The 26,307-nt window shown below is 73.0% G+C and carries 24 protein-coding genes; 2 read left to right on the top strand and 22 right to left on the bottom strand.

The annotated features are described in order from the left end of the window. Positions 1-167: 167 nt before the first annotated feature. Together ACF061_RS34190 and fmt are read right to left on the bottom strand one after the other, a co-directional pair. The gene (locus ACF061_RS34190; RefSeq protein WP_392270900.1) at positions 168-1,586 is read right to left on the bottom strand and encodes an RsmB/NOP family class I SAM-dependent RNA methyltransferase; all 1,419 of its coding nucleotides are present in this window, start codon (positions 1,584-1,586) and stop codon (positions 168-170) included. A gap of 102 nt (positions 1,587-1,688) precedes the next feature. Then, on the bottom strand, positions 1,689-2,621 hold the full coding sequence (gene fmt / locus ACF061_RS34195; RefSeq protein ID WP_392270901.1) for a methionyl-tRNA formyltransferase: 933 nt from the start codon (positions 2,619-2,621) through the stop codon (positions 1,689-1,691). A gap of 317 nt (positions 2,622-2,938) precedes the next feature. On the opposite strand from fmt, the gene ACF061_RS34200 reads away from it, so the two are divergent. Beyond that, on the top strand, positions 2,939-3,478 hold the full coding sequence (locus tag ACF061_RS34200) for a hypothetical protein (protein WP_392270902.1): 540 nt from the start codon (positions 2,939-2,941) through the stop codon (positions 3,476-3,478). Positions 3,479-3,620: 142 nt separating this feature from the next. Here the strand turns inward: ACF061_RS34200 and ACF061_RS34205 are convergent, their stop codons facing one another. The 14 genes from ACF061_RS34205 to pyrR form a co-directional block, all read right to left on the bottom strand. Further along, on the bottom strand, positions 3,621-5,780 hold the full coding sequence (locus ACF061_RS34205) for a primosomal protein N' (protein WP_392270903.1): 2,160 nt from the start codon (positions 5,778-5,780) through the stop codon (positions 3,621-3,623). A 222-nt stretch (positions 5,781-6,002) separates the two neighbouring features. Next, complete coding sequence (gene metK / locus ACF061_RS34210) at positions 6,003-7,214, bottom strand: methionine adenosyltransferase (RefSeq protein WP_392270904.1); 1,212 nt, start codon at positions 7,212-7,214, stop codon at positions 6,003-6,005. A gap of 237 nt (positions 7,215-7,451) precedes the next feature. Beyond that, complete coding sequence (gene coaBC / locus ACF061_RS34215; RefSeq protein WP_392270905.1) at positions 7,452-8,654, bottom strand: bifunctional phosphopantothenoylcysteine decarboxylase/phosphopantothenate--cysteine ligase CoaBC; 1,203 nt, start codon at positions 8,652-8,654, stop codon at positions 7,452-7,454. 160 nt (positions 8,655-8,814) lie between these two features. Then, positions 8,815-9,087, bottom strand: a complete 273-nt coding sequence (gene rpoZ, locus ACF061_RS34220) for a DNA-directed RNA polymerase subunit omega (protein ID WP_004933985.1) — start codon at positions 9,085-9,087, stop codon at positions 8,815-8,817. A gap of 51 nt (positions 9,088-9,138) precedes the next feature. Next, positions 9,139-9,732 carry a guanylate kinase gene (gene gmk / locus ACF061_RS34225; RefSeq protein WP_051813308.1) on the bottom strand — a complete coding sequence of 198 codons (594 nt, stop codon included), beginning with the start codon at positions 9,730-9,732 and terminating at the stop codon, positions 9,139-9,141. Between the two features lie 59 nt (positions 9,733-9,791). Further along, positions 9,792-10,115 carry an integration host factor gene (locus ACF061_RS34230; RefSeq protein WP_019059734.1) on the bottom strand — a complete coding sequence of 108 codons (324 nt, stop codon included), beginning with the start codon at positions 10,113-10,115 and terminating at the stop codon, positions 9,792-9,794. Positions 10,116-10,391: 276 nt separating this feature from the next. Beyond that, a complete protein-coding gene (pyrF, locus tag ACF061_RS34235) occupies positions 10,392-11,237 on the bottom strand; it encodes an orotidine-5'-phosphate decarboxylase (RefSeq protein ID WP_392270906.1) in 846 nt (281 codons plus the stop codon). Further along, positions 11,234-12,349 (bottom strand): quinone-dependent dihydroorotate dehydrogenase, encoded by a 1,116-nt coding sequence (locus tag ACF061_RS34240; protein WP_392270922.1) that lies wholly within the window; start codon positions 12,347-12,349, stop codon positions 11,234-11,236. Before ACF061_RS34240 ends, pyrF begins: the two co-directional genes overlap by 4 nt. A 69-nt stretch (positions 12,350-12,418) precedes the next feature. Further along, positions 12,419-15,727: a carbamoyl-phosphate synthase large subunit gene (gene carB, locus ACF061_RS34245; RefSeq protein WP_392270907.1), complete on the bottom strand. Its 3,309-nt coding sequence runs from the start codon at positions 15,725-15,727 to the stop codon at positions 12,419-12,421. After that, positions 15,720-16,862, bottom strand: coding sequence for a glutamine-hydrolyzing carbamoyl-phosphate synthase small subunit (gene carA, locus ACF061_RS34250; protein WP_392270908.1), 1,143 nt, complete (start codon positions 16,860-16,862; stop codon positions 15,720-15,722). Before carA ends, carB begins: the two co-directional genes overlap by 8 nt. Next, on the bottom strand, positions 16,859-17,452 hold the full coding sequence (locus tag ACF061_RS34255) for a hypothetical protein (protein WP_392270909.1): 594 nt from the start codon (positions 17,450-17,452) through the stop codon (positions 16,859-16,861). The genes carA and ACF061_RS34255 overlap by 4 nt, the downstream gene beginning before the upstream one ends. Continuing rightward, entirely contained in the window at positions 17,449-18,735 is a 1,287-nt protein-coding gene (locus ACF061_RS34260) for a dihydroorotase (protein ID WP_392270910.1), read from the bottom strand. The genes ACF061_RS34255 and ACF061_RS34260 overlap by 4 nt, the downstream gene beginning before the upstream one ends. A 5-nt stretch (positions 18,736-18,740) precedes the next feature. After that, positions 18,741-19,775, bottom strand: a complete 1,035-nt coding sequence (locus tag ACF061_RS34265; protein ID WP_392270911.1) for an aspartate carbamoyltransferase catalytic subunit — start codon at positions 19,773-19,775, stop codon at positions 18,741-18,743. A 127-nt stretch (positions 19,776-19,902) separates the two neighbouring features. Continuing rightward, a complete protein-coding gene (pyrR, locus tag ACF061_RS34270; protein WP_392270912.1) occupies positions 19,903-20,499 on the bottom strand; it encodes a bifunctional pyr operon transcriptional regulator/uracil phosphoribosyltransferase PyrR in 597 nt (198 codons plus the stop codon). A gap of 255 nt (positions 20,500-20,754) precedes the next feature. Between pyrR and bldD the strand changes: the two genes are divergently transcribed. Beyond that, on the top strand, positions 20,755-21,258 hold the full coding sequence (gene bldD / locus ACF061_RS34275) for a transcriptional regulator BldD (RefSeq protein ID WP_043498969.1): 504 nt from the start codon (positions 20,755-20,757) through the stop codon (positions 21,256-21,258). Between the two features lie 200 nt (positions 21,259-21,458). Here bldD and nusB read toward each other — a convergent pair whose 3' ends face one another. The 6 genes from nusB to ACF061_RS34305 form a co-directional block, all read right to left on the bottom strand. Continuing rightward, positions 21,459-21,902 (bottom strand): transcription antitermination factor NusB, encoded by a 444-nt coding sequence (gene nusB, locus ACF061_RS34280; protein WP_392270913.1) that lies wholly within the window; start codon positions 21,900-21,902, stop codon positions 21,459-21,461. A 2-nt stretch (positions 21,903-21,904) separates the two neighbouring features. Next, positions 21,905-22,471, bottom strand: a complete 567-nt coding sequence (gene efp, locus ACF061_RS34285; RefSeq protein ID WP_392270914.1) for an elongation factor P — start codon at positions 22,469-22,471, stop codon at positions 21,905-21,907. A gap of 52 nt (positions 22,472-22,523) precedes the next feature. Then, entirely contained in the window at positions 22,524-23,627 is a 1,104-nt protein-coding gene (locus ACF061_RS34290) for an aminopeptidase P family protein (protein WP_392270915.1), read from the bottom strand. A gap of 151 nt (positions 23,628-23,778) precedes the next feature. After that, the gene (locus ACF061_RS34295; RefSeq protein WP_392270916.1) at positions 23,779-24,645 is read right to left on the bottom strand and encodes a Pro-rich N-terminal domain-containing protein; all 867 of its coding nucleotides are present in this window, start codon (positions 24,643-24,645) and stop codon (positions 23,779-23,781) included. 165 nt (positions 24,646-24,810) lie between these two features. Beyond that, positions 24,811-25,902 carry a 3-dehydroquinate synthase gene (gene aroB, locus ACF061_RS34300; RefSeq protein WP_392270917.1) on the bottom strand — a complete coding sequence of 364 codons (1,092 nt, stop codon included), beginning with the start codon at positions 25,900-25,902 and terminating at the stop codon, positions 24,811-24,813. After that, positions 25,899-26,307 (bottom strand): shikimate kinase (locus tag ACF061_RS34305; RefSeq protein WP_392270918.1); only part of this gene is annotated, 409 nt, incomplete at its 5' end. The genes aroB and ACF061_RS34305, both read right to left, overlap by 4 nt.

A 26,307-nucleotide genomic window follows, 5' to 3' on the forward strand; every position in this document is an offset into this window, starting at 1 on the left:
GCGGGGCGGGCGGGGCGTCGCCCTCGCGGCCGCGGTGGGGCGCGGGGCGGGCCCGGGGGGGCCGGGGCGGGGGGGGGGGGGGGGGGGGGGGGGGGGGGTGGGGGGGGGGGGGGGGGGGCGCGCGGCGGACGGTCCCGCCGGGCGGTCCGGCGAAGCCCTCGCGCGGGTCAGCCGGTCCGGCGGACGAGGGCCAGGTACATCGCGTCGGTCCCGTGCAGGTGCGGCCAGAGCTGGACGTCGGGGCCGTCGCCGAGGGCCGGGACACCGGGGAGCAGGGGCCTGGCGTCGATCAGCTCGGTCTCGGGGAACTGCTTGAGCAGGTCGGCGACGACCGCCCGGGTCTCGGCGAGGTGGGGCGAGCAGGTGGCGTAGCCGACGACACCGCCCACCCGCACCGACTCCAGGGCCGTGCGCAGCAGACCGCGCTGGAGGGGGGCGAAGCCGTCCAGGTCGTCGGGGCGGCGCCGCCAGCGCGCCTCGGGGCGCCGGCGCAGCGCGCCGAGGCCGGTGCACGGCACGTCGACGAGGACCCGGTCGAAGCTGCCCGGCCGCCACGGCGGACGCGTCCCGTCGGCGGCGATCACCTGGTAGGGGCCGGGGTTGCCGGCCAGCGCCCGGGCCACGAGGCCGGCCCGGTGGGGCTGCTTCTCGGAGGCGAGCAGGACCGCACCGCGTTCGGCGGCCAGAGCGGCGAGCAGCGCCGCCTTGCCGCCGGGTCCGGCGCAGCCGTCGAGCCACTTGCCGTCGGGGCCGTCGAGGGGCGCGTTGGCCAGGGCGAGCGCGACGAGCTGGCTGCCCTCGTCCTGGACGCCGGCCCGGCCCTCCCCGACGGCCCGCACGGCGCCCGGTTCACCGCCCTCGGTGAGCCGCACCGCGTACGGCGACCAGCGGCCCGGCACCGCGGCCTCCTCGTCCAGCAATTCCTCGGGGACGGATCGGCCGGGCCGGGCGACCAGGGTCACCTCCGGCCGTTCGTTGTCGGCCTCCAGCAGGTCCTCGATCCCCGCGCGGCCGCCGCCGAGGGAGTCCCACAGGGCGGAGACGATCCAGCGCGGGTGCGAGTGGACGACGGCGAGGTGGTCCTCGGGGTCCTCCTCGTAGGGCGGGGCGACCTTCTCCAGCCAGCCGTCGAGGTCGTCCCGCGCCACCTTGCGCAGCACGGCGTTGACGAACTTGGCCCGTCCGTCGCCGAGCACCACCCGGGCCAGCTCGACGGTGGCGGAGACGGCGGCGTGGCTCGGGATCCGGGTGCCGAGCAACTGGTGGGCGCCGAGGGCGAGCACGTCCAGGACGGGCGGGTCGACCTCCCTGAGCGGCCGGTCGACGCAGGCGGCCAGGATCGCGTCGTACGTCCCCTGGCGGCGCAGCGTGCCGTACACCAGCTCGGTGGCGAGCGCGGCGTCCCGCGCGTCGAAGTCGCTCTCCTCGCGCGCCTTGCGCAGCAGCGGCGGCAGCACGAGGTTCGCGTACGCGTCCCGTTCGTCGACGGCGCGCAGCGCCTCGAAGGCGAGGATGCGGACGGGGTCCTTCTGGGGCCGGCGGTAGGGCTTGGCGGGCTTGCGGGGCCGACGGGAGGTGTCGCTCACGAAAAAGGTGCTCCGGATGTGTGGGTGCGCCGCGCACACTGGCGGTGCGCCGTGCGGGGATGCGCTGTGCACCCAGCGTACGTCCCGCGGCGACGCGGCCGGTCAGCCCCCGAGGGTCTCGCCGTCGGCGATGCGGACTCCGCGCGCCCAGTCCGCGGCCCGCATCGGCTTCTTGCCCTGGGCCTGCACCCACTTGAGCTCGACGGCGTAGGAGCCGGTGCCCGCGTGGACGCTGTTCTTGCCGACGGCGAGCGCGCCCGCGGCCAGACCGGTCCGCCCGGGAACGGGGGCGACCTGGATCAGCTTGAGCCGCTCGCCGCGGAACGTCGTCCAGGCTCCCGGGGCCGGGGTGCAGCCGCGCACCACCCGGTCCACGCGCAGGGCGGGGGCGGACCAGTCGACACGGGCGTCCTCGACGGTGATCTTCGGCGCGAGGGTGACGCCCTCGGCCGGCTGCGGAACGGCCTTCAGGGCGCCGTCCTCGATGCCGTCCATGGTGGCGGCGAGGAGTCCGGCGCCGGCCAGGGCGAGCCGGGTGAGCAGGTCGCCGCTGGTGTCGGTGGGGCGGATCTCCTCGGTGACGGTGCCGTAGACGGGGCCGGAGTCCAGGCCCTCCTCGATGAGGAAGGTGGAGGCGCCGGTGATCTCGTCGCCCGCCATGAGGCTGTGCTGCACGGGCGCCGCGCCGCGCCAGGCGGGCAGGAGGGAGAAGTGCAGGTTGACCCAGCCGTGGGCGGGGATGTCCAGGGCGGTCCTCGGCAGCAGGGCGCCGTAGGCGACGACGGGGCAGCAGTCCGGGGCGATCTCCCTGAGCCGCTCCTGGAACTCCGGGTCGCGCGGCTTGGCCGGCTTGAGCACCTCGATCCCGGCCTCCTCCGCCCGTTCGGCGACCGGGCTCGCGACCAGCCGGCGCCCGCGCCCGGCCGGGGCGTCGGGGCGGGTGACGACGGCGGCGACCTCGTGCCGGCCGGAGGCGATCAGGGCGTCCAGGGCGGGAACGGCGACCTCGGGGGTACCGGCGAAGACGAGCTTCATGGGCGGGTGCGGGCCTCTCGGTCGGGGCGGGTACGCGGGCGGCGCACCAGTCTATGACCAGGAACGGCGGGCCGCCCCGGGCGAGTCACGGCGGCGTACGCCCCCGTGGGCAGGCGTGCGCCCCGACAGGTCCGCATACGCCTCGACGCCTGGGCGTACGCCGCGTCGTCCGGCCGACCGCGGGGGCGTACGCATATGCCCTTACGCCCCCACCCCGTGACCAGCGGACCGAAAACGCGTTGGTCAAGACAGAGTTGACCACAGCGGGCCGCTCGCGCGGCCCGGTTCCTTTCAACGCCGGTTCGAGAGGCTTGTTCATGGCCGACCACGCAACCCACGACGCCCAGGCCCGGGCCAGCCTGCACTTGCTGGTGCGGGACATCGAGCGGGTCCGCCGGCAGGTGGACGCACTGCGCACGCTCACCGCCCAGTTGGGCAACGTCTACCGCCCGCGCCGCTCCGGCCCCTCCACGGGCTTCGTCGTCTACGGACGCGCGCCCGCACCGACGGTCCGCCTCGCGCAGGAGCTGCGGGACAGCGTCGAGACCCTGGTCACGGCGGCCGTGGACTTCGACCGCTCGCTCGGCTTCTCGTGGGACGCCGTGGGCTCGGCCCTCGGGGTCACCAAGCAGGCGGTGCACCGGCGTTACGGCGCGCGGCGCGCCGCGGCGCAGGCGGCGGAGGCCGAGCGGATCGCGGAGCCCGCGGGCACCCGCGCGGTCAACGTCGGCGCCGGGCTGCCCGCGGTGCCGACGGTCCCCGCGGCCCGCTCCATGCCGACCCAGCCGACGGCGGGCAGCCCTTCCCTGCGCGAGGACGTCAGGCCGACGGCCTTCCCCGGTCCGCGCAACGGCTGACGCCCACCCCTGACGACGGCACGCCCTCCCGGCCCGGACCCGGGAGGGCGCCGGTGTTCGAGCCTGCCGGAACACGTCGCCTCCACGCCGCGCGTCGCGCCCGGGCCTCCGGCCGCCCGACTCCGCGCCACGTGCCGGCCCGTCACCCGATGTCCGGGGGGTCGATCCGCACCCGCACCGGGTCTCCGCTCCCCCGGGCGCTCCCCCGGGCCGTCCGGGCCGCCTGCGCGGCCTTCAGCGCGGCGGCGAGCGCGGCTCCACTGCCGGGCGGCACGCGGATCAGCGCCCGGTCCCAGTGCTCGCCGGGCGGGGGCGCGCCCGGTCTCCGCGGCCGTCCGGCCGGCGCGGCCGGCAGCGGCACGGGCCCCAGCACCTCGGCGTCGGCCGGCAGTTCGACGGCGCGCAGGAAGTCCGCGACCGCCTCCGCCGGCCCCGTCACGGCCGCCATCCGGGACACCGGCGGGAACCCCAGTTCGGCCCGTTCGGCGAGTTCCCGCACCGCGTGTCCTACGGGGTCCCAGCGCACCAGTGCCTGCACGGGCCGCAGGGTCGGCTCGGCCACGACGACCACCGTGCCGCCCGCCTCCTGCGGCCGTACCAGGGCGGCGGCGGCGATCCACCGGCGCAGCGCGTCCTCGCCCGCCCGCAGATCGGGCCGGCCCAGCATCGCCCAGCCGTCCAGGAGCAGCGCCGCCGCGTATCCGCCCTCGGCGACCGGCTCGGCGCCCGGCGTGCTCACGACCAGCGCGGGAGTGCCCGGCACCGTGTCCAGCACGTGCTCGCGCCCCGAGGTGCGCACCGGCACTGCCGGGAAGGCCCGGCCGAGCTCCTCGGCGGTCCGCCGGGCCCCTACGATCTGAGCGCGCAGCCGGAACCCGCCGCACTCCGGGCAGTGCCACTCGGACTCCCGTCGTCCGCACCAGTCGCAGCGGAGCACCGTGGCGTCCTGCCCCTCGAGGGGCCCCGAGCAGTGACGGCAGCGCGCGGGCGCCCGGCACTGGACGCAGGCCAGCCGGGGCACGTACCCCCGCCGGGGCACCTGCACCAGCACGGGCCCGTGCCGCAGTCCGTCGCGGGCCGCCTGCCAGGCGAGCGAGGGCAGCCGGGCGGCCCGGGCGGCCTCGTCCCGGGCGAGGTCCCGGTCGCCCACGGTGCGCACCAGCGGCGCCGCGCGCCGCACCTGCTCCCGGGTGGCCACCAGGGGCCGGGCCCAGCCGCTCTCGACGAGCTGCGCGGCCTCCACGGTGCAGCTCCAGCCGCCGAGCAGGAAGCCGCACCGGTCCTGCGCGGCGCGCAGCAGCAGCACCTCCCGCGCGTGCGGCTGCGGCGCGTGCTGTTCGCTGTGGCTGTCGTCCCCGTCGTCCCAGAGGGCGACCAGCCCGAGGTCCCGTACGGGGGCGAACATGGCGGCCCGGGTCCCGACGACCGCCCGTACGGAGCCCCTGCTCACCGCGAGCCACTGCCGGTACCGCTTCTCGGGGCCCGCGTCGGCGGTGAGCAGCGCGTGCCGTCCCTCGCCCAGCAGGGCGGTCAGCGCGGCGTCGACGCGGGCGGCGGCCCGTCCGTCGGGGACGACGACGAGGGCGCCCCGTCCCGAGGCGAGGGTGGCGGCGACGGCCCGGGCCAGCTCCTCGCTCCACCCGGGTCCGGGCAGCGCGTTCCACACGGCGCGTGGCGAGCCGCCCCCGGCCAGCGCCCTGACGAACGCGGCCCCCTGCTCGTAGCGCGCCCAGGAGCCCGCCGCGGGGGCCTCGGGCGGCGGCAGGGGCGCGGGTGAGGGCCGCTGCTCGGCGCGGGCGTTGCGGGGCGGCACGGCGAGCTGGAGCACGTCGGCGACGCTGCCCGCGTAACGGTCGGCGACACCGCGGGCCAGCCCGAGCAGTTCGGGGCCGAGCACCGGCTCGGGCGACACCACCTGGGCGAGGGCGGCCAGCGGCCCGGAGTAGTCGGACTCGGCCCGGCGCTCGATCAGGAACCCGTCGATGAGCCCGCCGCCCTCGCGGCGGCCCTCGCGGACCCGGTGCCGCCCGGCGCCGAACCGCACCCGCACCCGCACACCGGGCTGGGCGTCGGCGTCCAGCTCGGCGGGCACGGCGTAGTCGAAGTACCGGTCGAGGTGCAGCACGCCCTTGTCGACCAGGACCCGTGCCACGGGCAGTTCCCCGGCGAGGGCGGCTCCCCGCCAGGTCCGCGGCTTGGCCCTGGGCTCCTTGGCCCTGCGGACGGTCTCCCGGATGAGCGCGAGCTGCTCCGGCGGGGCCGCCTCGGTCCCGCCGTCCTCCGGCCCGTTCTCGCTGCTCACGCTTGCAATCTTGCCAAACGGCACTGACAGCCGACGCCCGCCGGGACCGGCCCCGGGCCACTCGCCGGCCGGGCTCGTCCAGAGGCCGGCGGAGGGCCGGCCCCGCACGGGCGCGCGCCCCCGCCCACCGGACCGGACGGGAGCGGGCGGCCCGGCCGGAGAACGGACGAGGCCCGGCTCCCGGGCGGGAACCGGGCCTCGGACCAGCCTTCGGGCGACCTGTCAGAGCAGGCCGGCGGCCTCGCGCAGGGCGTCCACGCGGTCCGTGCGCTCCCAGGTGAAGTCGGGCAGCTCACGGCCGAAGTGGCCGTAGGCGGCGGTCTGGGAGTAGATCGGGCGGAGCAGGTCGAGGTCCCGGATGATGGCCGCCGGACGCAGGTCGAAGACCTCGTCGATGGCCTTCTCGATCTTCTCGGGCTCCACCTTGTGGGTGCCGAAGGTCTCCACGAACAGACCGACCGGCTCGGCCTTGCCGATCGCGTAGGCCACCTGCACCTCGCAGCGGGAGGCCAGGCCGGCCGCCACCACGTTCTTGGCGACCCAGCGCATCGCGTACGCCGCCGAGCGGTCCACCTTGGACGGGTCCTTGCCGGAGAAGGCGCCGCCGCCGTGCCGGGCCATGCCGCCGTAGGTGTCGATGATGATCTTGCGGCCGGTCAGCCCGGCGTCGCCCATCGGACCGCCCACCTCGAAGCGGCCGGTGGGGTTCACCAGCAGCCGGTAGCCCTCCGTCTCCAGCTTGATGCCGTCCTCCAGGAGCGCCTTCAGCTCCGGCTCGACGACGAACTCGCGGATGTCGGGCGCCAGCAGCGACTCGAGGTCGATGTCGGAGGCGTGCTGGGAGGAGACGACCACGGTGTCCAGGCGGACCGCCTTGTCGCCGTCGTACTCGATGGTGACCTGCGTCTTGCCGTCCGGGCGCAGGTAGGGGATCGTCCCGTTCTTGCGGACGTCGGAGAGGCGCTTGGACAGCCGGTGCGCCAGGAAGATGGGCAGCGGCATGAGGGTCGGCGTCTCGTCGGAGGCGTAGCCGAACATCAGGCCCTGGTCGCCGGCGCCCTGCCGGTCCAGCTCGTCCTCGTCGCCTTCGACCCGGGACTCGTACGCCGTGTCCACGCCCTGGGCGATGTCCGGGGACTGCGCGCCGATCGACACCGAAACGCCGCAGGAGGCGCCGTCGAAGCCCTTCTTGGAGGAGTCGTAGCCGATCTCGAGGATCTTGCCGCGGACCAGGGTGGCGATGTCCGCGTAGGTCTTGGTCGTGACCTCGCCGGCCACGTGCACCAGGCCGGTGGTGATCAGCGTCTCCACGGCGACCCGGGAGGACGGGTCCTCACGCAGAAGCGCGTCGAGAATGGTGTCGCTGATCTGGTCAGCGATCTTGTCGGGGTGACCTTCGGTCACGGACTCCGAGGTGAACAGGCGACGGGACACAACGCTCCCTGGGGTTGCAGCGGCTGCTGGCTGATCATTGGCGGACGGCGCGGGGCTGCGCCCGGTCGTCCGAGAAACAGTTTATCTGTCGCGTTCAACCGCCGGCCCACCTGTCTCGCCTCTCGGGAGTGCTGTGACCTGCGGCACGGGCATTCTGCCCAATGCCCGGCGGCCTTGGCCAGAGCCACCGCGCGGCGAAATGCGGGGTTCGCGTGGTTGGAGGGGCAAAAGGATCATTCAGTTGAGCCGGGGGACCACCAGGTCCCACACAGTTTCGGCCAGAGCCTCCTTGGGACCGTGCGGAACTGGGGTTTCTCCACCGTCGGCGGCGAGCACGACGGCCTCGTTCTCCTCCGAACCGAAGGTCCTGCGCTCCCCCACCTCGTTCACCACCAGGAGGTCGCAGCCCTTGCGCGCCAGCTTCCTGCGCCCGTTGGCGAGGACGTCGTCGGTCTCGGCGGCGAAGCCCACGATCACCTGTCCGGGCCTCGCCCGGTCGGCCGAGATCTCGGCGAGGATGTCCGGATTACGTACCAGGGCGATGGGCTCTGGTTCCTGGTCGTCCTTCTTCTTGATCTTCCCGGTGGCGTAGGAGACGGGACGGAAGTCGGCCACGGCGGCTGCCATGACCACCGCGTCGGCGTCCGCGGCCGCCTTCAGGACCGCCTCGCGCAGCTGCACGGCCGTCCCGACCCGGACGACGTCCACGCCCGCCGGGTCGGGCAGGGCGGTGTTCGCGGCGACCAGGGTGACCCTGGCCCCCCGGGCCGCCGCCGTGCGCGCCAGGGCGTAGCCCTGCTTGCCGGAGGAGCGGTTGCCGAGGAAGCGGACCGGGTCGAGGGGCTCGCGGGTGCCGCCGGCGCTCACGACGACGTGCCGCCCGGCGAGGTCCGGATCGGCCACGCCGCGGTCGAGGACGCGACGGCAGACCTCGAAGATCTCCGCCGGGTCGGGCAGCCGGCCCTTGCCGGTGTCGACGCCGGTCAGCCGGCCGACCGCCGGTTCGATGACGACGGCGCCGCGGCGGCGCAGCGTCGCCACGTTCTCCCGGGTGGCCGGGTGCTCCCACATCTCGGTGTGCATGGCCGGGGCGAAGACCACCGGGCAGCGGGCGGTGAGCAGGGTGTTGGTCAGCAGGTCGTCGGCGAGGCCGTGGGCCGCCCTGGCGAGCGTGTCGGCGGTGGCCGGGGCGACGACCACCAGGTCGGCGTGCTGGCCGATGCGGACGTGCGGCACCTCGTGCACGTCGTCCCAGACCTCGGTGGCGACCGGGTTGCCGGACAGCGCGGACCAGGTGGCGGCGCCGACGAAGTGCAGCGCGGAGGCGGTCGGCACCACACGGACGTCGTGTCCGGACTCGGTCAGCCGGCGCAGCAGCTCGCACGCCTTGTAGGCGGCGATGCCGCCACTGACCCCCAGCACGACCTTGGGCTTGCTCACCGGGCCTCCCCGCACTCGACACCCGTACGCCTCGGTTCGTCGGCGTACGGGACCACTACACACCACAGGCCCGACAGTCGCGCTGCCGGGCCTGTGGAAAAACCTACTGCGGTCTGTCGATATGACTTACCGCATGTGCTGTACCGCTGTTCCGCCGGACTTACTGCCCCGGGCCCTCGACGGCCTCGGAGGTCAGCAGTCCCGCGTTGATCTCGCGCAGGGCGATGGAGAGCGGCTTCTCGTGGACGTGCGTGTCGACGAGCGGACCGACGTACTCGAGGAGACCCTCGCCGAGCTGCGAGTAGTACGCGTTGATCTGACGGGCGCGCTTGGCCGCGTAGATCACGAGGCTGTACTTCGAGTCGGTGGCCTCGAGGAGCTCGTCGATCGGCGGGTTGATGATGCCCTCGGGCGCGGAGATGGAAGAGGACACGCTCTACCTTCCGATGGATGGGAAAGATTCAGTCGACATGACCAGTGACGATCACACGACGTCCATCAAGGCTAGCAGCTCGCGCGCCACGTCCTCGACGGAGGTGTTGACCAGGGTCTCGTCGAACTCGGGCTCGGCCGCCAGCTCGACCTTCGCGGCCTGGAGCCTGCGCTCGATCACCTCGGGCGGCTCGGTCCCCCGGCCGGTGAGCCGGCGCACCAGCTCCTCCCAGGAGGGCGGGGCGAGGAACACCAGCCGGCCCTCCGGCATGGACTCGCGGACCTGCCGGGCGCCCTGGAGATCGATCTCCAGCAGGACCGGCACCCCGGCCTCCAGGTGCTCCAGCACGGCGGCCCGCGGGGTGCCGTAGCGGTTGCCCGCGAACTCGGCCCACTCCAGCAGCTCGCCGTTGGCGATCAGCTTGTCCATCTCCTCGTCGGTGACGAAGAAGTAGTGGACGCCGTGCTGCTCGCCGGGGCGGGGCTTGCGGGTGGTCGCCGACACCGAGAGCCAGACCTCGGGGTGTTCCTTGCGCATATGGGCGACGACCGTGCTCTTGCCGACCCCGGAGGGGCCGGAGAGCACGGTCAGCCGCGGACGTGCGTCCGGGGGTACGGGGGTCGTCCCCCGGGGTGTTACAGCCATGCAGCGATTATTCCAGCAATCCCGGGGCGCCCGGGACTCGCGTCCCCGGCGCCCGGGGTTCAGGAACCGGTGCTGCCGAACTCACGCTCCAGGGAAGCGATCTGGTTGGAGCCGAGGCCGCGCACACGACGGCTCTCGGAGATGCCGAGCCGCTCCATGATCTGCTTGGCGCGGACCTTGCCCACGCCCGGAAGCGACTCAAGGAGGGCGGACACCTTCATCTTGCCGATGACGTCGTTTTCCTGGCCCTGCTTGATGACGTCGTGCAGGGAGGCGCCGGAGTGCTTGAGTCGATTCTTGACCTCGGCCCGCTCCCGGCGAGCCGCGGCGGCCTTTTCGAGCGCGGCTGCGCGCTGTTCGGGGGTAAGGGGCGGAAGAGCCACGCCTACGTCACCTCGGATGTCGAACTGTCGGATACGGACCGGTGAGGAACCTAGTCGCCCCACACCAGGGGAGCCACGAGCAACACGCCTGCCCGACCTCCCCCACTGCCTTGAGGGCGTGGGAGGTGCCCCCACTCGACGGAGACTAGCGGTCGAGGGCCCAAGAGTCAGCGAGAACAGCGGAAAAGTCCTGGTCAGCCTCTGCAAGGCCAGACATTTAGGACATACTGCCCCGGATTTCGGTGTCTATCCAGACTCCGGCGGGCCCTCGGGCGCTCAGCCGGCGCCCACCGCCGCCCCGATCTCCGCCGCGAAGCGCTCCGCGGCGGCCCGCAGAGCGCCGACGTCGGGACCGTGACGCAGAACACCCCGGCTGACGTTGGGGACGACGTTGCGCACCGCGCCGCCGAAGACGGCCGGGAGGTCGGCCGGGGTCGCGCCCTGCGCGCCGATCCCGGGCGCGAGGAGCGGCCCGTTGATGTCCAGGTCGTAGGACGACAGATCGCCGAGCGTGGCGCCCACCACCGCGCCGAAGGAGCCCATCGGACGCTGTCCCGCGTTCTCCTCGGCGAGGTGTGCGAGCATGGTCGCGCCGACCCCTCGGCCGTCGGTCCCGACCGCGTGCTGCACCTCGCCGCCCTCCGGGTTGGAGGTGAGCGCCAGCACGAACAGGCCCGCCCCGCCGGCCCGCGCCAGCTCCACGGCGGGCTTCAGCGAGCCGTAGCCCAGGTAGGGCGAGACGGTGAGCGCGTCCGAGAACAGCGGCGCGTCCCGGTGCAGGAAGGTCTCGGCGTAGGCGGCCATGGTCGAGCCGATGTCGCCCCGCTTGGCGTCCATGACGACCAGCGCCCCGGCCGCCCGCGCCTCCCGCACCGACTTCTCCAGCACCGCGACGCCGCGCGAGCCGAAGCGCTCGAAGAAGGCGCTCTGCGGCTTGAGCACGGCGACCCGGTCGGCCACCGCCTCGACGACCGTGCGGCTGAACCGCTCCAGGCCGGCCACGTCGTCGTTCAGGCCCCACTCGGTGAGCAGGGACGCGTGCGGGTCGATGCCGACGCACAGCGGGCCGCGCTCGTCCATGGCGTGGCGCAGCCGGGCGCCGAAGGGTTCGATCGGGCTCATGCGGAGGTCCCCGCCTTCTTCACGTCGGCGCCGACCGCGTCGGCGAGGGTGGCGTACGGGCTGTTGCGCAGGCGCGCGGCGAGCCCCTTGTGGATCGCGCGGCTCCAGAACGGGCCCTGGTAGATGAAGGCGCTGTAGCCCTGGACCAGCGTGGCGCCGGCCAGGATGCGCTGCCAGGCGTCCTCGGCGGTCTCGACGCCGCCGACGCCGACGAGGGTGATCTCGTCGCCCACACGCGCGTACAGGCGGCGCAGCACCTCCAGGGAGCGCGCCTTGAGCGGTGCCCCGGACAGGCCCCCGGTCTCCCCGACCAGCGCCGGATCGGACTTCAGGCCGAGCCCCTCGCGCGCGATGGTGGTGTTCGTGGCGATGACGCCGTCCAGGCCGAGCTCCACGGCGAGGTCGGCGACCGCGTCCACGTCCTCGTCGGCGAGGTCCGGGGCGATCTTGACCAGCAGCGGCACGCGGCGCCCCGGCGACACCCGGTCGGCGGCCTCGCGCACGGCACGCAGCAGCGGACGCAGCGCCTCGGTGGCCTGGAGGTTGCGCAGGCCGGGCGTGTTGGGCGAGGAGACGTTGACGACGAGGTAGTCGGCGTACGGCGCCAGGCGCTCGGCGGACTTCACGTAGTCGCCGACGGCCTCCTCCTCGGGGACGACCTTGGTCTTGCCGATGTTGACGCCGACCACGGTCCGGAACACGGGCGTGCGGGAGGCCAGGCGCGCGGCCACGGCCAGCGAGCCCTCGTTGTTGAAGCCCATGCGGTTGACGAGCGCGCGGTCCGCGACGAGCCGGAACAGCCGCTTCTTGGGGTTGCCCGGCTGCGGCTCGCCCGTCACGGTGCCGATCTCGACGTGGTCGAAGCCCAGCATCGACATGCCGTCGATGGCGACGGCGTTCTTGTCGAAGCCGGCCGCGAGCCCGAACGGGCCGTGCATGCGCAGCCCCATGGCCTCGGTGCGCAGTTCCCGGTGGCGGGGTGCGAGGACCGCGGCGGCGAAGGTGCGCAGCACCGGGATCCGGACGGCGAGGCGGATCCAGCGGAAGGCCAGGTGGTGGGCGCCTTCCGGGTCCATCCGCCGGAAGACCAGCCGGAAGAAGAGCTTGTACATGTGGATGTCCTCGTGAGACCTCATGAAGAGGGGGACACCGTTTCCGGTGTCCCCCTCTTCGGCTGCTGGCTAGTCGCGGGCCGCGGTCAGGAACTCGGCGTGTTCCTGGAGCGATCGCACGCCCACGTCGCCGTGGTTGAGGGCGTCGATGCCCTGGACCGCCGCGGCGAGCGCCTGGACCGTCGTCAGGCACGGCACGGACCGGGCCACGGCCGCCGTACGGATCTCCCAGCCGTCGAGGCGGCCACCGGTGCCGTACGGGGTGTTGACGATGAGGTCGACCTCCCCGTCGTGGATGAGCTGGACGATGGTCTTCTCGCCGTTCGGGCCGGTGCCCTCGGACTGCTTGCGCACGATCGTGGCGTTGATGCCGTTGCGCTTGAGCACCTCGGCGGTGCCGGAGGTGGCGAGCAGTTCGAAGCCGTGGGCGACCAGCTCGCGGGCCGGGAAGATCACCGAGCGCTTGTCCCGGTTGGCGACCGAGATGAAGGCGCGGCCCTTGGTGGGCAGCGGACCGTAGGCGCCCGCCTGCGACTTGGCGTACGCCGTGCCGAAGACGGAGTCGATGCCCATGACCTCGCCGGTGGAGCGCATCTCGGGGCCGAGGACCGTGTCGACGCCGCGGCCGTGGATGTCGCGGAACCGCGACCACGGCATGACCGCCTCCTTGACGGAGATCGGCGCGTCCAGCGGGATGGTGCCGCCGTCGCCGTTCCTCGGCAGCAGGCCCTCCGCGCGCAGCTCGGCGATGGTCGCGCCCAGCGAGATGCGGGCGGCGGCCTTGGCCAGCGGCACCGCGGTCGCCTTCGAGGTGAAGGGCACCGTGCGGGAGGCGCGCGGGTTGGCCTCCAGGACGTAGAGGATGTCGCCGGCCAGTGCGAACTGGATGTTGATCAGACCGCGCACCCCGACACCGCGCGCGATGGCCTCGGTGGAGGCGCGCAGCCGCTTGATGTCGTGCCCGCCGAGCGTGATCGGAGGCAGCGCGCACGCCGAGTCGCCGGAGTGGATGCCGGCCTCCTCGATGTGCTCCATGACGCCGCCGAGGTAGAGCTCCTCGCCGTCGTAGAGGGCGTCGACGTCGATCTCTATGGCGTCGTCCAGGAAGCGGTCGACGAGCACCGGGCGGGAGGGGCTGATCTCGGTGGACTCGGCGATGTACGCCTGCAGGCGCGCCTCGTCGTACACGATCTCCATGCCCCGGCCGCCCAGGACGTACGACGGCCGCACGAGGACCGGGTAGCCGATCTCGTCGGCGATCGTCTTGGCCTGGGCGAAGGTGGTGGCGGTGCCGTGCTTGGGGGCGGGCAGGCCCGCCTCCGCGAGCACCCGGCCGAAGGCGCCGCGGTCCTCGGCGGCGTGGATCGCCTCGGGGGACGTCCCGACGACCGGCACGCCGTTGTCCTTCAGGGCCTGGGACAGCCCCAGCGGGGTCTGGCCGCCGAGCTGGACGACGACGCCGGCGACGGGGCCGGCCTGCCGCTCGGCGTGGACGATCTCCAGGACGTCCTCCAGGGTGAGCGGCTCGAAGTAGAGCCGGTCGGAGGTGTCGTAGTCGGTGGAGACGGTCTCCGGGTTGCAGTTGACCATCACGGTCTCGTACCCGGCGTCGCTCAGGGCGAAGGAGGCGTGGACGCAGGAGTAGTCGAACTCGATGCCCTGTCCGATGCGGTTGGGGCCGGAGCCCAGGATGATCACCGCGGGCTTCTCGCGCGGCGCGACCTCGGTCTCCTCGTCGTAGGAGGAGTAGAAGTACGGCGTCCTGGCGGCGAACTCGGCGGCGCAGGTGTCCACCGTCTTGTAGACCGGGCGGATGCCGAGCGCGTGCCGGACCTCGCGGACGACGTCCTCGCGCAGGCCGCGGATCTCGGCGATCTGCTGGTCGGAGAAGCCGTGCCGCTTGGCCTCGGCGAGCAGGTCCGCGGTGAGCTCGGGTGCCTCGGCCAGCTCGTCCGCGATCTCCTTGATCAGGAAGAGCTGGTCGACGAACCAGGGGTCGATCTTCGTGTACTCGAAGACCTCCTCGGGGCCGGCGCCCGCGCGGATGGCCCGCATGACGGTGTTGATCCGGCCGTCGGTGGGCCGTACGGCCTCGCGCAGCAGCTCGCCCTTGTCACCCGGCTCGCCGACGAAGGTGAACTGGCTGCCCTTCTTCTCCAGCGAGCGCAGCGCCTTCTGGAAGGCCTCGGTGAAGTTGCGGCCGATGGCCATGGCCTCGCCGACCGACTTCATGGTGGTGGTCAGCGTGGAGTCGGCCTGCGGGAACTTCTCGAAGGCGAACCGGGGCGCCTTGACGACCACGTAGTCGAGGGTCGGCTCGAAGGAGGCCGGGGTCTCCCGCGTGATGTCGTTCGGGATCTCGTCGAGGGTGTAGCCGACGGCGAGCTTGGCGGCGATCTTGGCGATCGGGAAGCCGGTCGCCTTCGAGGCGAGCGCCGAGGACCGGGAGACGCGCGGGTTCATCTCGATGACGATCACGCGGCCGTCGGCCGGGTTCACCGCGAACTGGATGTTGCAGCCGCCGGTGTCCACGCCGACCTCGCGGATGACCGCGATGCCGACGTCGCGCAGGATCTGGTACTCGCGGTCGGTCAGCGTCATCGCCGGGGCGACGGTGATCGAGTCGCCGGTGTGCACGCCCATCGGGTCGAAGTTCTCGATGGAGCAGACGACCACGACGTTGTCGTTCTTGTCGCGCATCAGCTCCAGCTCGTACTCCTTCCAGCCGAGGATGGACTCCTCCAGGAGCACCTCGGTGGTCGGGGAGAGCGTGAGGCCCTGGCCGGCGATGCGGCGCAGCTCCTCCTCGTCGTGCGCGAAGCCGGAGCCGGCGCCGCCCATGGTGAAGGAGGGGCGGACGACGACCGGGTAGCCGCCGAGCGCGTCGACGCCGGCGAGGACGTCGTCCATGGAGTGGCAGATGACCGAGCGGGCGGACTCGCCGTGGCCGATCTTCTTGCGGACCTCCTCCACGACCGCCTTGAACTGGTCGCGGTCCTCGCCCTTGTGGATGGCCTCCACGTTGGCGCCGATCAGCTCGACGCCGTACTTCTCCAGGACGCCGTTCTCGTGCAGCGCGATGGCGGTGTTCAGGGCCGTCTGGCCGCCCAGGGTGGGCAGCAGGGCGTCGGGGCGCTCCTTGGCGATGATCTTCTCGACGAACTCCGGGGTGATCGGCTCGACGTAGGTGGCGTCGGCGATCTCCGGGTCGGTCATGATCGTCGCGGGGTTGGAGTTGACGAGGACGACCCGCAGGCCCTCGGACCTCAGGACGCGGCACGCCTGGGTGCCGGAGTAGTCGAACTCGGCGGCCTGGCCGATGACGATCGGGCCGGAGCCGATGACCAGGACGGACTGGATATCGGTGCGCTTAGGCACGCTGGCCCTCCATCAGGGAAACGAAGCGGTCGAACAGGTAGGCGGCGTCGTGCGGGCCGGCTGCCGCTTCGGGGTGGTACTGGACGCTGAAGGCCGGCTTGTCGAGCAGTTGGAGGCCCTCCACCACGTTGTCATTGAGGCAGACGTGGGAGACCTCGACACGGCCGAAGGGGGTCTCGGAGACCTGGTCGGTCGGGGCGTCGACGGCGAAGCCGTGGTTGTGCGCGGTGACCTCGACCTTGCCGGTCGTACGGTCCTGCACGGGCTGGTTGATGCCGCGGTGGCCGTACTTCAGCTTGTAGGTGCCGAAGCCGAGGGCGCGGCCGAGGATCTGGTTGCCGAAGCAGATGCCGAACAGCGGCGTGCCGCGCTCCAGGACGCCCCGCATCACGGAGACGGGGTGGTCGGCGGTGGCCGGGTCGCCGGGGCCGTTGGAGAAGAACACGCCGTCGGGTCCGACGGCGTAGACGTCCTCGACCGTGGCGGTGGCGGGCAGCACGTGCACCTCGATGCCGCGCTCGGCCATGCGGTGCGGGGTCATGCCCTTGATGCCGAGGTCGACGGCGGCGACGGTGAACTTCTTGTCGCCGACCGCCGGGACGACGTACGCCTGGTCGGTGGCGACCTCGGCGGACAGGTCCGCGCCCACCATCTCGGGGGCTTCCCGGACCCGGGCCAGCAGGGCCGCGTCGTCCTTGATCGCGTCGCCGCTGAAGATGCCCACGCGCATGGCGCCGCGCTCGCGCAGGTGGCGGGTGAGGGCGCGGGTGTCGATGCCGCTGATGCCGACGACGCCCTGCGCCGCGAGCTCCTCGTCCAGGGAGCGCCGGGAGCGCCAGTTGGACGGCACGCGCGCGGGGTCGCGCACGACGTAGCCGGAGACCCAGATGCGCCCGGACTCGGGGTCCTCGTCGTTGACGCCGGTGTTGCCGACGTGCGGGGCCGTCATCACGACGACCTGGCGGTGGTACGAGGGGTCGGTGAGGGTCTCCTGGTAGCCGGTCATGCCGGTGGAGAACACGGCCTCGCCGAACGTCTCCCCCACGGCCCCGTAGGCGCGGCCCCGGAAGATCCGGCCGTCCTCCAGGACGAGAACGGCGGGAACCCTCGAGGTTCCCCTTGTGGAGGTGGTCATCGTTCGACGCCTTCCGTGGTGTTCGTTTCGATCATGGTGTTGAGTGCCTCGACCCATGTGGTGTGCTCGGCCGCCCGGTCGGAGCGGAAGCCCGAGTCGATCAGCCGCCCGCCGTGCGCCCAGGTGACGATCAGCAGGCCGCCCTCGGTGAGGACCTTGCCGGCGATGCCCTTGTCGAGCCGGGCCCCGCGCAGCTGTGCGGCCGGGACGAAGAAGTCGGTCGCCCCGGGGCGTACCGCGTGCAGGCCCGAGTCGGTCAGCGTGAGCTCGACGCGGCTGCGGGTGCCCAGACCGTGGGCCACGATGCGGTCCAGCCACTGACCGGCGGTGGTGGAGCCGTGGTAGCGGCCGGTCGTCGTCAGTCTCGTCGCGCCGGGCTCGTCCGGCACTCCGGGCAGCTCGGGCAGGTCGCTCTGCAGGGTGCCGCGCCACTTCCAGCCCTCGCGCATCAGCCAGTAGACGAGGGCGACGAAGAGGGCGAGGCCGACCAGCCAGCCGACGCGCGCGCCCCAGTCGGTGACCGTCGCCGATTTCTGGTCGGCGGCGGTGCCGGTCGCGAGCCCGGCTGCGAGCAGTGTTGCAGGTGTCACGTGAGCTTCCCGTCGACGAGCGTGGCCTTGCCCCGGAGCCACGTGTGGGTGACACGGCCCGGCAGCTCACGTCCCTCGTACGGAGTGTTGCGGCTGCGCGAGGCGAAGCCCGCGGGGTCCACCCGCCCACGGTATGCCGTGTCGACCAGGGTGAGGTTGGCGGGCTCACCTGCCGAGACGGGGCGTCCGTGCCCGGTGGCCCGGCCGATCCTGGCCGGCGTGACGGACATCCGGTCGGCGACGCCCGCCCAGTCCAGCAGACCGGTGTCGACCATGGTCTCCTGGACCACCGACAGGGCGGTCTCCAGCCCGACCATCCCCATCGCGGCGGCGGCCCACTCGCAGTCCTTGTCCTCGTGCGGGTGCGGGGCGTGGTCGGTGGCGACGATGTCGATCGTGCCGTCGGCGAGCGCCTCGCGCAGGGCGTGCACGTCCCGCTCGGTGCGAAGCGGCGGGTTGACCTTGTAGACCGGGTCGTAGGTGCGCACCAGTTCCTCGGTGAGGAGCAGGTGGTGCGGGGTCACCTCGGCGGTGACGTCGATGCCGCGGGACTTGGCCCAGCGGACGATCTCGACCGAGCCGGCCGTCGACAGGTGGCAGATGTGGACGCGGGAGCCGACGTGCTCGGCGAGCAGGACGTCGCGGGCGATGACCGACTCCTCGGCGACGGCGGGCCAGCCGCCCAGCCCCAGCTCGGCGGAGACGACGCCCTCGTTCATCTGGGCGCCCTCGGTCAGCCGCGGCTCCTGCGCGTGCTGGGCGACGACGCCGCCGAAGGCCTTCACGTACTCCAGGGCGCGGCGCATGATCACCGCGTCGTCGACGCACTTGCCGTCGTCGGAGAAGACGGTGACCCCGGCGGCCGACTCGTGCATGGCGCCCAGCTCGGCGAGCTTGCGGCCCTCCAGGCCGACGGTGACGGCCCCGATCGGCTGCACGTCGCAGTAGCCGTGCTCCCGCCCGAGCCGGTAGACCTGCTCGACGACGCCGGCGGTGTCGGCGACCGGGAACGTGTTGGCCATGGCGAACACCGCGGTGTAGCCGCCGGAGGCGGCGGCGCGGGTGCCGGTGAGGACGGTCTCGGAGTCCTCCCGGCCGGGCTCCCGCAGGTGGGTGTGCAGGTCGACCAGGCCCGGCAGGAGCACCTTGCCGGCGGCCTCGACGACCTCGGCGCCCTCGGCGTCGATGCCGGCGCCCACCTCGGCGATCGTCGCGCCGTCGATCAGGACGTCCTGCGGCTCGCCGCCGAGCACCTTCGCACCGCGGATAAGGATCTTGCTCATCTGTCTTACTTCTCCTCGGCCGCGAAGGGGGTGTGCGCGGAGCGCTCGTTGGCGGGCTGGTGGTGGGCGACGGGCGGGCGGGTGTGGGTGACGGCGGGTTCGTTCCCGCCGAGCAGCAGGTAGAGGACGGCCATCCGGATGGAGACGCCGTTGGCGACCTGCTCGACGACCGTGCAGCGTCCGGAGTCGGCGACCTCGGCGGTGATCTCCATGCCGCGGACCATCGGGCCGGGGTGCATCACGATGGCGTGCTCGGGCATCCTCGCCATGCGCTCGCCGTCGAGGCCGTAGCGCCGGGAGTACTCGCGCTCGGTCGGGAAGAAGGCGGCGTTCATGCGCTCGCGCTGGACCCGGAGCATCATCACCGCGTCCGACTTGGGCAGCGTGGCGTCGAGGTCGTAGGAGACCTCGCAGGGCCAGGAGCCGACGCCGATCGGCAGCAGGGTGGGCGGGGCGACCAGGGTGACGTCGGCGCCCAGGGTGTGCAGCAGGTCGACGTTGGAGCGGGCGACCCGGCTGTGCAGGACGTCGCCGACGATCGTGACCCGCTTGCCGGACAGGTCCCGGCCCAGCCCGGCGTCCCGGCCGATCAGGCGGCGGCGCATGGTGAAGGCGTCGAGCAGCGCCTGGGTGGGGTGCTGGTGGGTGCCGTCGCCGGCGTTGATGACGACGGCGTCGATCCAGTCGGAGGTGGCCAGGCGGTACGGGGCTCCGGAGGCGCCGTGCCGGATGACCACGGCGTCCACGCCCATGGCCTCCAGGGTCTGCGCGGTGTCCTTCAGGGACTCGCCCTTGGAGACGCTGGAGCCCTTGGCGGTGAAGTTGATGACGTCCGCGGAGAGCCGCTTCTCGGCGGCCTCGAAGGAGATCCGGGTGCGGGTGGAGTCCTCGAAGAAGAGGTTGACGACGGTGCGGCCGCGCAGGGTCGGCAGTTTCTTGATCGGCCGGTCGGCGACCCGGGCCATCTCCTCGGCGGTGTCGAGGATCAGGACGGCGTCGTCGCGGGTGAGGTCGGCGGCCGAGATGAGATGACGCTGCATCTGTCAGGCTCCGTAAGGCAGTTCATTGGGGAAGCGTGGGGTCCGGGCTGTCCCGGACGGCACGGCCGGGCAGGCGGGCGCGCGCAGGCGCCCGCGCGGGACGTGCTGCGGGGCGCGCGCGCGTGGGCTAGTGCTGCGACTCGCCCGGGGCGGCCGGCTTGGCGCCGAGCAGCACGGTGTCGCGGCCGTCCTCCTCGGCGAGCTGGACCCTGACCGTCTCCCGCAGCGACGTGGGGAGGTTCTTGCCGACGTAGTCGGCGCGGATCGGCAGTTCGCGGTGGCCGCGGTCGACGAGGACGGCGAGCTGCACCGCGCGGGGGCGCCCGATGTCGTTCAGGGCGTCGAGGGCGGCGCGGATGGTACGGCCGGAGAAGAGCACGTCGTCGACGAGGACGACCAGGCGGCCGTCGATGCCGTCACCGGGGATCTCGGTACGGGCCAGCGCACGCGGCGGGTGCATGCGCAGGTCGTCGCGGTACATGGTGATGTCGAGCGAGCCGACCGGGACCTTGCGCTCGGTGATCTGTTCGAGCTTGGCGGCCAGCCGCTGGGCCAGGAAGACGCCCCGGGTCGGAATGCCGAGGAGCACCACGTCGTCCGCGCCCTTGGCGCGCTCGACGATCTCGTGGGCGATGCGGGTCAGCACCCGAGCGATGTCGGGGCCTTCCAGAACGGGCCGCGCGTCGGATGTCTGCGCGATCGCGTGAGTGTCCTGCTTGTCCATACGAAACGGACCTCCTTCTCCGCCTCACGGGACGGACCTTAAAGGACGTCGGATTTGCGCCATCCACGGTAGCAGGTGCCGGGGACCGCTCCTGTCACCCCTTCGGCGTAACCGGTCGCCGGTGGCACGGAAGGGGCGGGGTGGACCGTTCGGCTTGACGCGGCAGAGTAACGCTGCGTAACCTCACAGTGAGTTACCAGCCGCGCGGCACGGAATCCCTCCCAGCCGCGTCGACACAGTGTTCCGGGGAGCCATATGTCCAGCGAATACGCCAAACAGCTCGGGGCCAAGCTCCGGGCCATCCGCACCCAGCAGGGCCTTTCCCTCCACGGTGTCGAGGAGAAGAGCCAGGGACGCTGGAAGGCGGTCGTGGTCGGCTCGTACGAGCGCGGCGACCGTGCCGTGACCGTGCAGCGCCTTGCCGAGCTGGCGGATTTCTACGGAGTCCCGGTGCAGGAGCTGCTGCCGGGCACCACCCCGGGCGGGGCCGCCGAGCCCCCGCCGAAGCTGGTCCTGGACCTGGAGCGGCTGGCCACGGTGCCGGCCGAGAAGGCGGGCCCGCTGCAGCGGTACGCGGCGACCATCCAGTCCCAGCGCGGTGACTACAACGGCAAGGTGCTCTCGATCCGCCAGGACGACCTGCGCACGCTCGCCGTCATCTACGACCAGTCGCCCTCGGTCCTGACCGAGCAGCTCATCAGCTGGGGCGTGCTGGACGCGGACGCCCGCCGCGCCGTGGCGGCCCACGAGGAGAGCTGAGTCCCGCCGGTCCGACAGGTCACGGCAGACATCAGCAGAAACGTGCCGCCGGGGTGGCCGGAACTACACGGTTCCGGCCACCCCGGCGGCTTTCTGCGGGCCTGAACCGGCGCCGGGGCAGCAGGGGGCGGACGGGACGCGACAGGGCCCGCAGCGGTGACGCTGCGGGCCCTGTCGCGTGGGCGTGCCCCGGGCGGCGCTCAGGCCTCGTTGCTCGCGTCGCGGCGCAGCGTGGGCTTGAGGTCCTTGAGCCGACCGAGCAGGCCGTTGACGAACGAGGGCGACTCGTCCGTGGAGAACTCCTTCGCCAGCTGCACCATCTCGTCCAGCACGACGGCGTCCGGGGTCTCGTCGACCCAGATCAGCTCGTACGCGCCGAGCCGCAGGATGTTGCGGTCGACGACCGGCATGCGGTCGAGCGTCCAGCCGACCGCGTACTGCGCGATGAGCTCGTCGATCCGCCTGGCGTGCTCGGCGTACCCCTCGACCAGCTGCATCGTGTACTCGCTGACCGGCGGCTGCCGGGTGTCGGACCGGGACAGCCTGATCCAGTCCGCGAGGACCGTGAGGACGTCGGCGCCTCGCTGGTCGCCCTCGAAGAGGATCTGGAAGGCGCGCTTGCGGGCCGTGTTGCGGGCAGCCACGGTTAGCTGTTCACCCGGCCGAGGTAGTCGCTGGTGCGGGTGTCGACCTTGATCTTCTCACCGGTGGTGATGAAGAGCGGGACCTGGATCTGGTGGCCGGTCTCCAGCGTGGCGGGCTTGGTGCCGCCGGTGGAGCGGTCGCCCTGGACGCCGGGCTCGGTCTCGGCGATGACGAGTTCGACGGCGGCGGGCAGCTCGACGAAGAGCACCTCGCCCTCGTGCTGGGCGACGACGGCGGTGAAGCCCTCGATCAGGAAGTTCGCGGCGTCGCCGACGGCCTTCGGGTCGATGTGCAGCTGGTCGTAGGTCTCCATGTCCATGAAGACGAAGTACTCGCCGTCCTTGTACGAGTACTGCATGTCGCGCTTGTCGACGGTGGCCGTCTCGACCTTGACGCCGGCGTTGAAGGTCTTGTCGACGACCTTGCCGGACAGCACGTTCTTGAGCTTGGTGCGCACGAAGGCCGGGCCCTTGCCGGGCTTGACGTGCTGGAACTCGACGACGGACCAGAGCTGGCCGCCTTCGAGCTTGAGCACCATGCCGTTCTTGAGGTCGTTCGTGGAAGCCACGGTTGCGGAATCTCCTGGACTGACGTGGACGACCCCGGGGGCACGCACCTGCCTATAGTGCGAGCAGCTCCTTGGTCGTGATGGTGAGTAGCTCGGGTCCGCCGTCCGCCTCGGGGCGTACGACGAGCGTGTCATCGATCCGGACGCCGCCCCGGCCCGGGAGGTGGACCCCGGGCTCGACGGTGACCGGCACGCAAGCGTCCAGTTTACCCATGGCCGCGGGAGCCAACTGCGGGTCCTCGTCGATTTCGAGTCCCACCCCGTGCCCGGTGAGGGACTGCAGGCCCTCCGCGAACCCGGCGGAGTCCAGGACCTGCCGCGCGGCACGGTCCACGTCGCGGTAGGCCGCGCCGGGCGTCAGCGCCTCCCGCCCCGCCCGCTGGGCGGCGAAGACCAGCTCGTAGAGCTGGATCTGCCAGTCCGCCGGCGACGTTCCGATCACGAACGTGCGACCGATCTCGCAGCGGTAGCCGCGGTACGCGGCGCCCAGGCAGACGGAGAGGAAGTCCCCCTCCTCGACCCGCCGGTCGGTGGGCCGGTGGCCGCGGCGGCCGGAGTTCGGGCCGGTGGCCACGGAGGTCGGGAAGGCGGGGCCGTCGGCGCCGTGGTCGACGAGCCGCCGCTCCAGTTCCAGGGCGAGGTGCCGCTCGGTGCGGCCGACCAGGATGGACTCGAGGAGTTCGCCCAGGGCCTGGTCGGCGATCTCGGCGCCGATCCTCAGGCAGGAGATCTCCTCCTCGTCCTTGACGACCCTGAGCTGTTCGACCGCGCTGCCCAGGTCGGTCAGGCGCAGCCGGGGCGTCACCGAGGCGAGTGCGCGGTGCCGGGCCACGGTGAGGTGGTGCTCCTCGACGGCGAGCGAGTCGGCGTCCTGGGCCTGCGCGAGGCCGCCGGCGGCGACCGCCGGGTCGCCGGCCTGGGGCAGTACCCGCACCCGCAGGTTCTCGTCGGGGCGCCCCTCGCCGGGCCGGTCCTCCGGCGGGTCCTGGCACACCAGCAGGTCCTCGCGCCTTCCGAGGAGCAGGACGGCACCGTGCGGGGCTGCTCCCGCGAGGTACCGCACATTGGCGGGACGAGTCACCAGCGCCGCCGCGCTGCCGCCCGCGTTGCAGCGCTCCCGTAGCCGGGTTCGGCGGGCCGCGTACACCTCTGACATGAACCGAGCGTAAGAGCGGTGGCCGGAAATCGCCGTTCGGGAGAGGCCGAGTGGGGGTGGCCGCGCCCGCGCTCCCAGCGGCGGGCGGGCGATCGCCGTCGGAACGGGCGGGGGCGCGCGGCCGGGACGGGGCGGCCCCGCGCCGGTCCGGTCACCACTGCGGGGGGCTGGCCATCGCTCGGGAGAGGACCTCGTCCAGGAGGCGGGCGGTGGTGGGTATGTCGAGCTGGGAGTTGTCGATGATGGGCAGGCCCGATCCGTACCAGCCGGCCATGCGGCCGTGGATGCGGGCGACCTCCTCGTCGGTGAGCCGGCGGTTGCCGGTGCGCTCGGCGTTGCGCTCCAGGACGACGTCCAGGCCGGGCAGGAGGACGACCGGGAGCAGACCCGGCCCGACGTGCCGTTTCCAGCCGCCGAGGCCGACGACCGGGCGGTCGGGGAAGACGGCGTCGTCGAGGATGCACGAGATCCCGTTGGCCAGGAAGTTGCGCGCGGCGAATCCGCAGGTGCGGCGGGCGAGGCGGTACTGCGCCTCGGAGCTGTCGTTCCACCCCGACTGCGGGTTGGCGAAGCCGGAACGGACCCACTCGCGGACGTCGTCCAGGCTGATGTGCGCGGTGGGCACCCGCCGGTGCTCGGCCCAGTGCTTGGCGACGCTCGTCTTGCCGGCGCCCGCCGGTCCGATGAGCAGCACCGCCAGGGTGGTGGTGGTCGGGTCGGGCAGGCTCTGGGCGGGAGGGGCGCTGGGCATCGCGACCGGAGCGCCGGGCGGCAGCCGGACGTGCCCGGTGGCGTCCGGCGGGGGCGGCCCCGGGACCATGGCCGGCCCGGCCGGGGGCGCCGGCGGCCGCACACCGGGACGGCCCGGCGCGGGGGGCGGTGGGGGCACGGGGGCGGAGCCCTGGTGCGGGTGCGGGGGGTAGGAACCCGGGTGATGTGCGGCCGGCGACCAGCCCGCGGCCGGTCCGTGCCCCGGCTGGTGGGGCGGCGGCAGCGGAGAACCCACTGCGTGCTGCATCCGGTGCCACTCCGTCTCGTACAAGGAAATGGGCGCTGGCGGCGGGCCCGAACCCCCGCTCCTCACCGAACGGTACCGTCCCCGGCCGCCATCTGGTGAACGGCCGGGGCCGGCTCGAAGTGCCGTCGCCACAAGGCGAATCGGGCGGACGGCACCCGACGGGACCTACTGCCCCACCTCGCCGTAGGCGGCCAGCAGCACGGCCGGGTCCGGGCCCTCCAGGACGGTGGGCCTGGCGAGGCCGTCGAGCACGATGAAGCGCAGCAGGTTGCCGCGGGACTTCTTGTCCACCTTCATGGTCTCCAGCAGCTTGGGCCACTGGTCGTAGCGGTAGTGCAGGGGCAGGCCCACCGACTCCAGGACGGTGCGGTGGCGGTCGGCGGTCGCGTCGTCCAGCCGGCCCGCGAGACGGCCCAGTTCGGCGGCGAAGTGCATGCCGACCGCGACGGCCGCGCCGTGCCGCCACTTGTAGCGCTCGTTCTTCTCGATGGCGTGGCCCAGCGTGTGGCCGTAGTTGAGGATCTCCCGCAGGCCGGACTCCTTCAGGTCGGAGGAGACGACCTCGGCCTTCACCCGGATCGAGCGCTCGATGAGCTCGGCGGTGTGCGGGCCGGCCGGGGTGCGGGCGGCCTCGGGGTCGGACTCCACGAGTTCCAGGATCACCGGGTCGGCGATGAAGCCGGCCTTGATGACCTCGGCGAGCCCGGAGACGTAGTCGTTGACCGGGAGGGAGTCCAGCGCCGCCAGGTCGCACAGCACGCCCGCGGGCGGGTGGAAGGCGCCCACGAGGTTCTTGCCCTCGGCGGTGTTGATGCCGGTCTTGCCGCCGACGGCCGCGTCCACCATGGCCAGCACGGTGGTCGGGACGGCGACCCAGCGCACGCCGCGCAGCCAGGTCGCGGCCACGAAGCCGGCGAGGTCGGTGGTCGCCCCGCCGCCCACGCCGACGATGACGTCGGAGCGGGTGAAGCCGGACTGGCCGAGCGCCTTCCAGCAGTAGGCGGCGACCTCGGCGGTCTTGGCCTCCTCCGCGTTCGGCACCTGGATGGCGATGGCCTCGTAGCCCTGGTCGGCCAGGTCGGCGCGGAGCGCCTCACCGGTCTCGGCGAGCGCCTCCGGGTGGACGACGGCGACCCGGTGGGCCTGCTCGCCGATCAGCCCCGCCAGCTCGCCGAGGAGCTGACGGCCCACCAGGACGTCGTAGGGGTCGGCGCCCGCGGTGCCGCCGACGTGGATCCGCGTCACTGCCTCGGTCATGCTTGTTTCAACTCCACTGCGTCGAGGACGGCTTGGGCGACTTCTTCGGGGGTGCGGCCGTCGGTCGGTACGACGGCGGTGGCGACCTCCTCGTACAGGTGCCGGCGTGCCTCCATCAGCTCGCGCCACTGCTTGCGCGGGTTGACGGCCAGCAGCGGGCGGGCCACGTTCAGGCCGGTGCGCCGGACGGCCTCCTCGACGTCCATCGACAGGTAGACCACGGGCAGTCCGGCGAGCAGGGCCCGGGTGCCGGCGTCGAGGACGGCGCCGCCGCCGAGCGCGAGGACACCCTCGTGCCCGGCGAGCGCCACCCGCACCGCCTGCTTCTCCAGGGCCCGGAAGGCGCTCTCACCGTCGTCGACGAAGATCTCCGCGATGCTGCGGCCCTGCCCGGCGACGATGTCG

Origin of the sequence: Streptomyces sp. NPDC015220 (genome assembly GCF_043079345.1) — a bacterium.
In the GTDB taxonomy this organism is placed as follows: Bacteria; Actinomycetota; Actinomycetes; order Streptomycetales; family Streptomycetaceae; genus Streptomyces.